The organism is uncultured Psychrobacter sp. (assembly GCF_947488565.1).
GTDB lineage: Bacteria > Pseudomonadota > Gammaproteobacteria > Pseudomonadales > Moraxellaceae > Psychrobacter > Psychrobacter saeujeotis.
This window is the reverse complement of record NZ_CANKZC010000001.1, coordinates 601,024-613,654: the sequence shown is the minus strand read 5'-3', so window position 1 is coordinate 613,654 and position 12,631 is coordinate 601,024. Positions and strand designations below refer to the sequence as shown.

Annotated in this window: 12 protein-coding genes; 8 read left to right on the top strand and 4 right to left on the bottom strand. The window is 41.8% G+C overall.

Annotated elements, in window-relative coordinates; all coding sequences use genetic code 11:
* Nucleotides 1-35 precede the first annotated feature (35 nt).
* Both Q0890_RS02390 and Q0890_RS02385 read right to left on the bottom strand, forming a co-directional pair.
* On the bottom strand, nucleotides 36-1,244 hold the full coding sequence (locus Q0890_RS02390) for an alpha-hydroxy acid oxidase (RefSeq protein ID WP_299217107.1): 1,209 nt from the start codon (nucleotides 1,242-1,244) through the stop codon (nucleotides 36-38).
* A gap of 64 nt (nucleotides 1,245-1,308) precedes the next feature.
* Nucleotides 1,309-1,626, bottom strand: a complete 318-nt coding sequence (locus Q0890_RS02385) for a glutaredoxin family protein (protein ID WP_299217105.1) — start codon at nucleotides 1,624-1,626, stop codon at nucleotides 1,309-1,311.
* Nucleotides 1,627-1,836: 210 nt separating this feature from the next.
* Here Q0890_RS02385 and mtgA point away from each other — a divergent pair, with 210 nt between their 5' ends.
* Both mtgA and ppk1 read left to right on the top strand, forming a co-directional pair.
* Nucleotides 1,837-2,523, top strand: a complete 687-nt coding sequence (mtgA, locus tag Q0890_RS02380) for a monofunctional biosynthetic peptidoglycan transglycosylase (protein ID WP_299217102.1) — start codon at nucleotides 1,837-1,839, stop codon at nucleotides 2,521-2,523.
* 106 nt (nucleotides 2,524-2,629) lie between these two features.
* Nucleotides 2,630-4,828: a polyphosphate kinase 1 gene (gene ppk1, locus Q0890_RS02375; protein WP_299217099.1), complete on the top strand. Its 2,199-nt coding sequence runs from the start codon at nucleotides 2,630-2,632 to the stop codon at nucleotides 4,826-4,828.
* Nucleotides 4,829-4,834: 6 nt separating this feature from the next.
* On the opposite strand, the gene Q0890_RS02370 is transcribed toward ppk1, so the two are convergent.
* Nucleotides 4,835-5,380: a DUF2058 domain-containing protein gene (locus tag Q0890_RS02370; protein WP_299217096.1), complete on the bottom strand. Its 546-nt coding sequence runs from the start codon at nucleotides 5,378-5,380 to the stop codon at nucleotides 4,835-4,837.
* A gap of 347 nt (nucleotides 5,381-5,727) precedes the next feature.
* On the opposite strand from Q0890_RS02370, the gene Q0890_RS02365 reads away from it, so the two are divergent.
* From Q0890_RS02365 to Q0890_RS02350, 4 genes are all read left to right on the top strand, one after another.
* Nucleotides 5,728-5,898: a hypothetical protein gene (locus tag Q0890_RS02365; protein ID WP_299217093.1), complete on the top strand. Its 171-nt coding sequence runs from the start codon at nucleotides 5,728-5,730 to the stop codon at nucleotides 5,896-5,898.
* 86 nt (nucleotides 5,899-5,984) lie between these two features.
* Complete coding sequence (locus Q0890_RS02360) at nucleotides 5,985-6,236, top strand: hypothetical protein (RefSeq protein ID WP_299217090.1); 252 nt, start codon at nucleotides 5,985-5,987, stop codon at nucleotides 6,234-6,236.
* A gap of 71 nt (nucleotides 6,237-6,307) precedes the next feature.
* Nucleotides 6,308-6,763, top strand: a complete 456-nt coding sequence (locus tag Q0890_RS02355) for a hypothetical protein (protein WP_299217087.1) — start codon at nucleotides 6,308-6,310, stop codon at nucleotides 6,761-6,763.
* Nucleotides 6,764-6,948: 185 nt separating this feature from the next.
* Nucleotides 6,949-7,149: a hypothetical protein gene (locus Q0890_RS02350; protein ID WP_299217084.1), complete on the top strand. Its 201-nt coding sequence runs from the start codon at nucleotides 6,949-6,951 to the stop codon at nucleotides 7,147-7,149.
* A 138-nt stretch (nucleotides 7,150-7,287) separates the two neighbouring features.
* On the opposite strand, the gene Q0890_RS02345 is transcribed toward Q0890_RS02350, so the two are convergent.
* Entirely contained in the window at nucleotides 7,288-7,995 is a 708-nt protein-coding gene (locus Q0890_RS02345) for a tRNA-(ms[2]io[6]A)-hydroxylase (protein WP_299217081.1), read from the bottom strand.
* 620 nt (nucleotides 7,996-8,615) lie between these two features.
* On the opposite strand from Q0890_RS02345, the gene Q0890_RS02340 reads away from it, so the two are divergent.
* Nucleotides 8,616-10,814, top strand: a complete 2,199-nt coding sequence (locus tag Q0890_RS02340; RefSeq protein ID WP_299217079.1) for a malate synthase G — start codon at nucleotides 8,616-8,618, stop codon at nucleotides 10,812-10,814.
* A 599-nt stretch (nucleotides 10,815-11,413) separates the two neighbouring features.
* Nucleotides 11,414-12,490 (top strand): porin, encoded by a 1,077-nt coding sequence (locus Q0890_RS02335; protein WP_299217076.1) that lies wholly within the window; start codon nucleotides 11,414-11,416, stop codon nucleotides 12,488-12,490.
* Nucleotides 12,491-12,631 lie beyond the last annotated feature (141 nt).

Here is a 12,631-nt window from a genome sequence, read left to right as displayed (position 1 = left end):
TGATGAATAAAATGGTGAGTATACGAAGCTAAGCGCTACCAGCGTAACGGTGAGATATAAGGCTGAGATGATTTGAGTTGCTCATAAGTGCCTTTGACTAAAATATCGTCAGCCACCTGATTAATATTAGTATGACCGCAAAATGCCATGCTGATATCACATTCTTTATAGATGATCTCAAGGGCGCGGCGCACTCCATCTTCACCATAAGCACCAAGGCCATACAAGAATGCGCGCCCAATCATGGTGCCTGTTGCACCCAGTGATATAGCTTTTAGGACGTCTTGACCAGAACGAATACCACTGTCGAGCCACACCTCGATATTACTGTTTTCGGCACGAACCGCTTGTACGATATCTGCAAGCGCAGCGATGGAAGAGAGTGCACCATCTAATTGACGGCCACCATGGTTTGAGACCACCAATGCATCCGCGCCGCTACGAGCCGCCATGATAGCGTCTTCAGGCTCCATAATACCTTTGATAATCAGCTTGCCGCCCCACATGTCTTTAATTCGCGCCACATCATCCCAGCTTAAGCGTGGATCAAACTGCTCTTCTGTCCAAGCGGTTAGAGACGACAGATCGTCCACACCTTTAGCATGACCGACGATATTGCCAAAAGTATGACGTTTGGTCCCCAGCATATTCATACACCATTGCGGTTTGGTCATGAGATTGACGATATTGGCGAAAGTAGGTCTGGGCGGCGCAGATAAGCCGTTTTTGATGTCTTTATGGCGCTGACCAAGCACTTGTAAATCAGCCGTTAATATGAGTGCTGAGCAATTGGCATCTTTGGCACGTTGAATGAGATTGGACACATATTCTTGATCACGCATAACATAGAGCTGAAACCAAAACGGTGCATTGGTGTTTTCAGCGATATCTTCGATAGAGCAAATACTCATGGTCGATAGGGAAAACGGCACACCAAATTTTTCTGCTGCGCGCGCTGCATGAATCTCACCATCCGCCCACATCATGCCAGTAAACCCAGTTGGGGCAATAGCTACTGGCATTGACGCCGGCGTGCCTATCATATTGGTTGCAAGCGAGCGTCCTTCCATATTGACCAGCACTCGTTGGCGCAGCTTAATACGGTCAAAGTCGCTTTCATTATTACGGTAAGTGGTTTCAGTCCATGAGCCTGAATCGACATAATCATAAAACATACGCGGTACTTTACGTTCAGCGACTCGGCGCAAATCTTCGACTTCTGTTATTTTTTTTAAATCTTTCATAGTTCTCTCATCCATAAGATCTGATGATAAAGTTACAGTTATTAGTGTTGTTAATTGGAATAAATCATTTATAGGTAAGTAACTGTTGCAAATCCATGACTGAAAATGGATAGTCTAATCGTTTTGATGATGTCAAAATTACTGGAATGCTGGTGGCAAACTCCATCATCAAGTCCTCAGGAAAATCTGCAATATCAACATGCCGATACTCAATAGGTTGTACCGCCTGAAAGCGCTTTATCAATTGCTCAGCGACATCACATAGATGGCAGCCAGAGGTACCCAGTAACCACCAGTTATCAAAGTTTTTAGCATGGTCGAGATTTGGGCTCGCTTCAATAATGCGCGCACGCAATACCTGTATAGGGCGATCGTTATGCATAATTACTCTCTTAATTACTCGCTTAGCTTTATACTTGTCACAAACGACTTATTCTAAACGTGATCATCAACCATAATATGTTTTAGCAATCAACACATAATAAAGAAAAAGGGTAAGTAATGACAGCGATTGTGAGATTAGGTAAGATAGCTTGCTACTAATCAATAGCTGACAACTTTTATTATTTCTCATTATTTGGATATTTTGCGCATGGCGAGTTTTGGCAAGTTTATTAAACGATTATTACTGGCGCTGATGTTGTTGGTGGTAGCGTTCCATGTACTGGTGGCAGGTTTACTATTGATTTGGAAAACGCAGCCAGTCAATAACAGTATGTTTATGCTAACCCATCGACTCACAGGCGGCGCAGTGACGCAAACTTGGGTAGATTATGATGACATTGCCAAATCTGCCAAACAAGCAGCGATTGTCAGCGAAGATTCGACATTTAGTCAGCACAATGGTTTTGATCTCAAAGGTATAGAGGCGGCACGCAAAAAAAACGAAGAGACAGGTAAGATGTCCGCTGGCGGCTCAACGATCAGTCAGCAACTGGCAAAGAACTTGTTTTTGACCTCGCATCGCTCCTATATTCGTAAAGGCGAGGAAGCAATCGTCACTGTTATGATAGAGAGCTTATGGGATAAGCAGCGTATTTTGACCGCGTATCTAAATGTGGCAGAGTTTGGTAACGGTATTTACGGTATTGAGGCCGCAGCGCAGCACTATTTTGATAAATCCGCTGCCAACCTGAATCGCGATGAGTCAGCATTACTCATCAGTATGTTGACCAATCCCAAATACTATGAAGACAATCAAGGCGATAGACGCTTACGTAACAAGCAGCGAATCATCAAAAAACGTATGAAAAATGCGGTCTTGCCGCAAGTAGCATAGCTTGATAAAAGCAAAGTCTGATTATCAATGATGAAGCTTGCTGACAATAACAAAGCCTGCTCACATAAAGGTTTAGCCACCATAAATAACTATAAAGGACTGCGATATGAGCACTGCCAACCATGCATCAAACGTGACTATAGAACGCGACAATATCGATAAGCTTGATCGAACACAAGCTCACAGTCTTACTCAAATAGCTTGGCAACGCTCAGAAGACGGCAGCTACTCACCCAGTAGTTATATCAATCGCGACTTGTCTTTATTACAGTTTCATCTACGAGTGTTAGCACAAGCGGCAAGCCCGCGACATCCATTACTTGAGCGCTTATTTTTCTTGATTATTTTTTCATCAAACATTGATGAGTTTTTTGAGATTCGTGTCGCCGGTATCATGCAAAAGCTCAACATCGGAGATGTCTCAACGAGCGCTCATGGCATGCGTCCGAGCGAGGTATTGAATGAGATATCAGCCATTGCACACGAGGCTATTAATGAGCAGTATCGTATTCTTAATGAAGATATCTTACCAGCCCTTGCCAAAGAAGATATCCGCTATTTAAAACGTGATGAATTAAATGCAGAGCAATCGGCTTGGATGAAGCGTTATTTTACGGAGCAAGTATCGCCAGTACTAACGCCCATTAGTATTGATCCTGCCCATCCGTTTCCGCGACTGGTTAATAAGAGCCTAAACTTTATCGCAACGTTAGAAGGCAAAGATGCCTTTGGTCGCGATATTAACCTAGCCATTGTCCCTGCGCCGCGTAGTCTGCCGCGTGTCATTCGGCTGCCTGATGAGCTGACTGGCGGTAAAGAGCACCATGTCATGCTCTCTGCTATTATTCATGAGCATATTGGAGAGCTATTCCCTGGGATGAATGTGACAGGTTGTCATCAGTTTCGGCTGACGCGCAATGCAGATTTGGACTTGGCAGATGATGTCGAAGATATCGCTAAAGCGCTTGAGGGTGAGCTTGAAAACCGCCGTTTTGGCGACAAAGTGCGGCTTGAAGTCACCACCGATTGCCCAACGCCCATCAGTGATTATTTGCTCAATGAATTTGAGTTACATGACAATCAATTGTACCGCGTCAATGGACCAGTAAACCTAACGCGCCTGCTCTTTGATTTTAATATTCCAGCGCTGCGTTATCAGCCGTTTACCCATGTCTTGCCAAAGGCTTTTCGTAGGGAGGCGGACAAACTTGAAAAGGCGACGAGTATGTTCGCTGCCATGCGTAAAAGTGATGTCCTAGTACATCATCCTTTTCATGCGTTCTCGCCTGTGGTGAACTTATTGTGGCAAGCTGCCAGCGATCCAAAAGTCTTAGCGATTAAACAGACTTTGTATCGCTCAGGTACCAATTCAGAAATCGTACAAGCCCTCGCAGCTGCTGCTCGTAACGGTAAAGAAGTGACTGCCATCATCGAGTTGCGGGCACGTTTTGATGAGGCATCCAACATTGCGGTTGCCAATTATTTGCAAGAAGCAGGGGCCGTCGTGGTCTATGGTATCGTCGGCTACAAAACTCATGCCAAGCTGATGCTCATCATACGCCGTGAAGAGGACAAAATCCGTCGTTATGTGCATCTAGGGACGGGTAACTACCATGCCGCTAATGCTAAGGTCTATACGGACTACGGTTTGTTTACCGCTGACGCTGATATCTCAGAAGATGTGCACAAGATATTTCAGGAGCTGACGGGGATGGGCAAACCTGCCAATCTCAAAAAGTTGTTACATGCCCCTTTTACTTTGCATGAAAAGTTGATGAGCTTTATTGATGATGAAATCATTCATGCCAAAGCAGGCAAGCGTGCGCATATCATTGTCAAAGCCAATGCTCTGACCGAACGTCGTTTGATAGGTAAGCTATACGATGCGTCGCAAGCAGGGGTTAAGATTGAGCTGATCTTACGGTCCATGTGTTGTCTGCGTCCGCAAGTACAAGGGCTGTCTGAAAATATCACGGTGCGCTCAGTTATCGGACGCTTTTTAGAGCATACCCGCATCTACTACTTTTATAATGCGGGTAATGAGCGGATGTATTGTGGCAGTGCAGACTGGATGGATCGCAACTTATTCCACCGGGTCGAAGTTGCGTTCCCTATTGAAGACAAAAAAATATTTGCTCAAATTTATCAAGACGGTTTACAAAGCTATCTACAAGACAACGTACAAGCATGGACGCTTGACGGCAGCGGACGCTGGGAGCAAGTCCAGCCAGCAGCAGACGAGCCACAGCACATTGCTCAAGAGCATTTATTAAAAACCATCAATCACGTTGATGAAAAAACCTAACCATCCCTACCACATCAGATCATCTGGGATCACATAGGCTGCATAAGGGTCGTCATCATCCAGCTCAGTGTCTGACTTGTCGTTGGACACGACGATAAACCCTTCCAATTTGGCATCTATACGATCTGCTAACGGGCGGGGAAGTAGCGCATATCCCTCTTCTAGTCGCGCAATGACCACATGACCAGCCACTATTTGGTCATACAGTTTTTGGGTAACATGGATCTTTTTTATTTTAGACTGATCAACGAATTGATAGCTAACGTCATTTTCCGTACCCGTGACCGTCTCTTTGATTTGATGTTGTTTAATCATTTGAATGATATTAGCATGCAACGTTTTTTGTTCTAAAATCTGCTGTTTTTCTTGATTAAGCTTCTGATCTTTTTCTATCTTTTTTGCTTGGGCTTCTGCCAATGCTTTTTTGGTCTCAATATTTGACGCGTCACCGGTACGTTTGGCGTGTTGAGACTGTTTACTCAATTTTTTAGCTTTTTTGCTATCAACCAAGCCAGCTTTTAATAGTTGAGCTTGTAGGGCATTTTTGGCCATAATTTGATTACCTAGACAATAAACGATGAGTCACTTTTTTAAAGATATGTGGTTTTTAAAAATACATGGTAGCAAATTTTACTAGCGCGTGTCGTGAGTTCCGCCAAATTACATAAGATATGAATAATTAAATAGTTAAATTATATCAATCGTCCACTGACGAAGGTTACAAACTGTCTTTTAATATCACATTTATTCACACATTGATACGGCAGTACACTAGTGCTATCACTAATATGGGACATATAATCGTTGTAATACTGAACAATAAAGACAACTTTGTAAATTAATAACTTCATACATTAATAATAAAATTTATAATCTCATCATAAAAGTAGGAGCTGACTATGAGTGACACGAGCAAAGATGTTTCAGACATTAAGCAAGCTGCAGAACAGGTAGATAGCCAACAGATTGATAACAACTTAAAAAATACCTCTCACTCGAATACTGCCGAAGAACTGAGTGAAGAGGAACGGACTCCCTTTATCGAAGATGAGCTACGTACTGACAAATAATTTGCGTTTTAAAGGCATAATCATATAAGTGCTATAACCTTGGTAGCTTAAGGATATTTTTAAATTGTAAATATAAGGGACATTTCATGCCAAACAATACTGATCCAAACAACGAAGAAGCAGTGCCGATGAATGATCCTGCGACCGCCCGTTCTGAGAATCCTAAAGACAGTTATGAAGGGCGTAAGCATGAGCCAAATATAGATGGGCCAGAGCAAGCGTCTCAAGAAACAGATGAAGTATATGTCGATCCTCGTAAGGAAGAGGATCTGCCCCCAGGAGGCAAGAACGTCGGTGACCTAAACGCTTACGATTTAAGTCAAAAGAATAATCCGTAAATCACTATTAGGTCTACAATTATCGTTTGACCGATTTAATGTATTTATAATAAAGATATAAGGAAAAGCTCATGGAAACGAAAGATCCTGCACTGACAAAGACGCTCATGACAGATGATAATTCAGTTAATACTGATTTACGTAATAACGATGTAGAGCGTAATGATTTAGACAGCGATAATATGAACAATCAGCCATTGGCAGAAGAATCAGCCAAGGCTAACGAAAAAGAATTTCATGACAGTCGTGATGAAATTGAGGCCACTACCTCAGTCAATAAAGGGACTGATACCTTTGGTGAAGAAGTGGTTCACTCAGAGCATGTAAATGATGGTGATAACCCAGCGCGCCAGCCTGATCGACGTGATCAAGAAGGCAGTACAGCATTTGATGAAAATGTTAATGAAGAAACAGTTGGCAGTACAGCGCCTAAAAGCGAAGAGGTCACTGATGAAAACCGCTATGCGAGTATTGCCAATGCGCAATCTCGTACTTTAAATCCAGATGAAAAGAATTCAATTCGATAAAAACTGACAATGAGTGCAATGATAATTGGCAATACTCGTTGTATAGTCAATTCGCTATAAAAACGAGACACCAGTTGCGCATTACGTTACAACGTATCGATTTTATTTGGTATTGATTATATTTACAAGTGCTACATATAGTGGTCTGGATATAACTTAGATGTTCATAATAAAAAGGAAGACTAATGAGTACTCCCAAAGATAACGATGTTAACAAAGACTACGAGTTAAAAGATGCAGACGACAATAAAGGTATCGTACCTCACGATGCGCTGCAAAAAGCGAATCCAGCTGCTGCTGAGCGAAAGAGTGAGGATCATGATCCGCACCATATTGCAAAAGATGCCAAGCAATACGATAGTCCACTCATGGAAGATGACAAATAGCGTCTTTTTTACAAGCTATAAAGGTAAAGCAAGTAAATAATAGGCCAAAGTAAAAAGGTACTATCGCCAATCAAGTGACAACTTTGATCAGCGCTAGTACCTTTTTGCTATATCTATAGGACTATATTTTATAGGCCGTTATTGTATCGGTACACCGCTATGAAAGCGTAGCTCAGTGTCTGGACTAGATATTAACTCTGCTTCTACGTCTCTAAATAATGTCACACGCTCATCAATATTATCATCACACAATGACTGTGCGAGGGCCAGATAGTCCTCGAAGTGACGGCTTTCTGATTTAAGTAAATAACGATAGTATTTGGCCAAACGCGCATCGTTAATGACCTCAGCAAGAGCAGCAAAACGCTCACAAGAGCGCGCTTCTATAAATGCGCCAATGATCAATACGTCTACCATAGCAGCTGGCTCATAGGTACGTTTATGCTTTAACAGACCTTTAGCATAACGGCCAGCACTAAGATATATCCAGTCTTGACCACGCTCATTCATAATGCCCAGTACTTGCTCGTAGTGCAGCATCTCCTCACGTATTAGCTGTGCCAATTTACGCTGTAAATCATAAGAAAACTCGTAGCGAAACAACAAGTTCATTGCAGTCCCTGCCGCTTTTTTTTCGCAGTTGGCATGGTCTTGAATGATAAGTGGTAAGTTCGTGATGGCAGCGTCTACCCAACTTTGCGTGGTTCGACTACCTAAGAATGCATAGATAGGGGACAAATCTACCTTTATAGGTGTTCGTAATTGAGCAATATCAATACTATCGTCATTTTGATTGTCAGGGTCCTGCAAAATATCATTGTCTATATTATTTGGTAGATCACTCATGAGGTTCTCGATTACTGGCTATTGACGTCTCGATTTTATTTTGAACTGACTGTAGTTAGCGCTATTATAGCTAGCACTAAGCATGCATAAAAAATCAGCAATTCAACCTGCTGGCGCGCATAGTATAACAGTAGGCTGTCCTTACATGAACCACTAACCCCAAACGCAAATAGCAAGGCTATTAAGCCTAACAATGCTAAGATTTTATTTTGTAATTATTGCTTACAGTTTATACTTACCCTTGAGTCATCTTCTTGAGTAGTATCAGCTATAGCGTCTAAGGCTTATGTCCTCTACAGTATCATTCTTATACAACTCAAATATTTATTTGGTGAATGTCTCGTTATTGTTTATTTCACTATTTGATAGTAGGATAATATTTTATCTTAGAGACACTTTACTCTAACATTGACTGTCAGCACTACTATATAGGTAGCGCTACCTTAACTGTTATTAGTCGGGCATGACCAAGCTATATTGTTTATAGCAAGCTCTATAATACTTACTTAGCACAGTATTTATATCTGAATCAGATATTAGGTGCTAAACATCTCTCAAGCGTAACCGCTATTATAATAAATCATCATTGAATTCTATCATCCACATATAAGGACACCACTATGAACCAGACTTCTCACTCTAATCGTATCCAAAAAGGTATTCTCGCAATCGACCAGCAGATGTACGACTTTATTGAAAATGAAGTACTACCTAAAGTTGGCGTTGATTCGGATAGTTATTGGTCAGGTTTTGAGAAGGTCGTCAAAGAGTTTACTCCGCGCAACAAAGAGCTGCTGGCTATCCGCGAAAAAATGCAAAACCAGATCGATCAATGGCATCTACAACATCCTACCAAAGATGGTGAAATTGACTATCCTACTTATAAAGCTTTTTTAAAAGAGATCGGTTATCTATTGCCAGAAGGGGAAGATTTTAAAGTCAGTACCCAAAACGTCGATGATGAAATTGCTCATATTGCAGGGCCACAGCTGGTTGTACCTGTACGTAATGCTCGTTATGCCCTAAATGCTACTAACGCACGCTGGGGCAGTCTCTATGATGCGTTGTACGGCACTGATGTGATTAGTGACGACAATGGCCAAGAAGCCACAGGTGGTTACAATCCTACTCGCGGCGCTGCAGTTGTCGCTTATGCCAAAGACTTTTTAGATGATAATTTTGCATTGGCATCCGGTTCTTATAGTGATGTCACAGGATTCAAAATAGTCGATGGCAACCTTCAAGTTGCGATGGGTGAGAGCAGTACGCAATTGCAAAATCCAGAAAAATTCGTCGGTTACGTTGGTGAAGCTGACAGTCCAACAGGTGTTTTGTTAAAAAATAACAATCTACACGTAGAGATTCAGATCGATGGCAGTCATCCAGTAGGCAAAGACGATCCTGCACATATTAAAGACGTATTGCTAGAGTCTGCCATTACCGCTATTCAAGACTGCGAAGACTCCATCGCTGCTGTCGATGCAGAAGAAAAAGTCGAGGTGTACCGTAATTGGTTTGGTCTTATGAATGGCGACTTACAAGAAACCTTTGAAAAAGGCGGCAAGACTCGTACGCGTAAACAAAACCCAGATCGTGAATATACCACGCCAGATGGTGGTAAGCTGATCCTACCGGGTCGCTCACTGCTGCTTATTCGTAATGTCGGTCACTTGATGCAAAACCCTGCCATTTTAGTCGACTTAGGTGAGGGGCCAGAAGAGATATTTGAAGGGTTAATGGATGGTTTAATCACGCCATTATTGTCTTTAAATGACATCAAGGGCAGAAATCAGCTGTCAAACTCGCGCACAGGCTCAATGTATATCGTCAAGCCAAAAATGCATGGTCCTGATGAAGTCAAAATGGCCAATGACCTGTTTAACGCCTCAGAAGACTTGTTAGGCTTAGAGCGCAATACTATTAAAATCGGTATTATGGATGAAGAGCGCCGTATGACGGTCAACTTAAAAGAAGCGATTCGTCAAGCCAAAGAGCGCGTTATCTTTATCAATACAGGCTTCTTAGATCGTACGGGTGACGAGATGCATACCAGCATGAATGCAGGAGCATTTGTCCCTAAAGGCGAGATGAAGTCACAAGCGTGGCAGCCAGCCTATGAGCAATGGAACGTCGATATCGGGCTAGAGACAGGTCTGCAGGGACATGCTCAGATTGGTAAAGGCATGTGGGCAAAGCCTGATGATATGAAAGAGATGATAGATACCAAGGCGGCTCATCCAAAAGCAGGTGCCAATACCGCGTGGGTTCCGTCTCCAACTGGCGCAACCTTACACAGCATGCATTATCATCAAGTAAACGTCGCTGATGTGCAAGACAGTCTAAAGTCACGCCAGCGTGCAAGCTTAGATGATATCTTGACCATTCCATTGGCCAAAGATACCAATTGGACAGAAGAAGAGAAGCAACAAGAGCTTGAGAACAACGCTCAGGGTATCTTAGGGTATGTCGTACGCTGGGTAAACCAAGGCGTTGGCTGCTCTAAAGTGCCAGATATCGACGATGTGGGTCTAATGGAAGATCGTGCTACTTTACGCATCTCAAGTCAACACATCACCAACTGGTTACATCATGATATCGTCAGCGAAGAGCAAGTGATGAATGCGATGAAACACATGGCAAAAGTTGTGGATGAGCAAAATGCAGATGATCCAGATTATCAGCCAATGGCTCCTAACTTTGAAGATTCTTACGCATTTAAAGCGGCTTGTGATCTTGTATTTAAAGGACGCGAGCAGCCAAGTGGCTATACCGAGCCATTATTGCATCAAGCTCGTTTAGACCTAAAGGCCAACGTATAACCTTATTAAATAGCAAAAAGTAGCAAAATTGGCCACTATTTACTCTATAACGGAACATTCTTTATCAAAATACTCACTATTTTTATAAAAATTAAGAATATTTTTTAGGGTGTTTTGAAAGGTTTTTTAAGGTTATTAAGCTGTCAATAAGTAGCTTTGCTAATCATGGTTATAAGCACGACCACTAGTCTTTTCAAAGGCTGGTGGTTTTTTTTATGAATATTCATTTCTGATTGCTAAATAACTCTCGAATTTTGTACTATAAATATTTGAGCAACATTCTGTGATTAAGCCGTAAAAAAGATGTTGCAAATTATGTCAGAGTTGTTATGCTTATAGGCGAAGTATGAGTTTGGTAACGGATGTTACGCACTAGAGCGTTAAAGACCTAAGTTTACATAGTGGTTACGCGGTTAGTATCAGTTATGTAAGTCATGGTTTTTTTCATCTTACGGTAATAGAACTTCGCCACACTTGTTTCTGACTAATCTCGGTAGCCAGTTACACATTATATCTTTGAGGATTTGTGACGATACCTTTTTGAGCCTTTGCTAATAACAGCTTGCTCATTACTAAAATTGTAAAGTGGAGATACACCCATGAAAAAACTACTTTTAGCTTCAGCAGTTGCTGCTCTATCTGTATCTGCAGCTAATGCCGCACCAACTCTATATGGTAAAGCTTTTTTAGCAGCTGACTATGTTAACGCAGAGTTTGATGGTCCTAGTGGTAACATGTACGATGAAGATACAGTAGAGATCAACTCTCATGCTTCACGTATTGGCCTTAAAGGTTCTGAAGCCATGACTGCGAATACTGATGTGATCTATCGATTAGAGTATGGCACAAGTATTGATGGTGATAATGCTACCTTCACTAATCGTGATACGTATCTTGGTGTGGTCAACAAGCAATTTGGTGAGTTCCGTGTTGGTAAAAACCAATCAACGCTAGCGCGTATTGACAACGTTGTAGTGAACCAAGGTTACTGGGATAACCTAGGTCAAACTGAAAATGAAAGTGAAGTTGTTAATGCGTTAAATATGGCAGATAGTAGCCGTATCAACAGTTCAATCATTTGGACTGCACCAAAGTATGACGGTCTACCGGTACAGCTGTCTGCAATGTATAACTCTGATGATCAAAATGGTAATGATGATGCAGGTTTTGGTGTAGCAGCGCTATTTGATCAAGGTACTGGCTTTACCGCTGGTATTGCTTATGACAAAGATCAAAACATCGACGGTGACATCATTCGCGGTACAGCAACTGTTGATCTAGGTAAGTACATGGCTTATCCAGTACAACTAGGTGCGTTATATCAAGTAGGTGACTACGATAATCGTGATAAAGACGAAAAAGGTTTAGTAATTAGTGCTCAAATGGGTCTAAATAACTTTGCTCGTCCAGCATCTATCTATACTCAGTACAACAGAACTGATAACTTAAATGGTTTTGATAATTCTGATTCAGACCAAATCGTTGTTGGTGGTAAGTACATGTATAAAGACAACATCATTGCACATGCCTATGCTGGTATAAACAATGCGGATAATGTTGGTTATACGTACAATACTGGCGAACGAGACCCTGTCACTGACGAAGATATATTCAATACTGAAAGCGGTGATGCAGAAGTAGTTGTAGTTGGTGCTGGTCTAGAATACTTATTCTAGTATGAACTAGAATTTGCTTCTAAAAAACTCATCCTTCGGGGTGGGTTTTTTTGTTATGTTGATTTTGCTTTAGAACAGACAGAAAAAACGTAAAAACGCAAGGCCATTCTAGGTTTTGTGCATTTAATATCCTGCTTAATG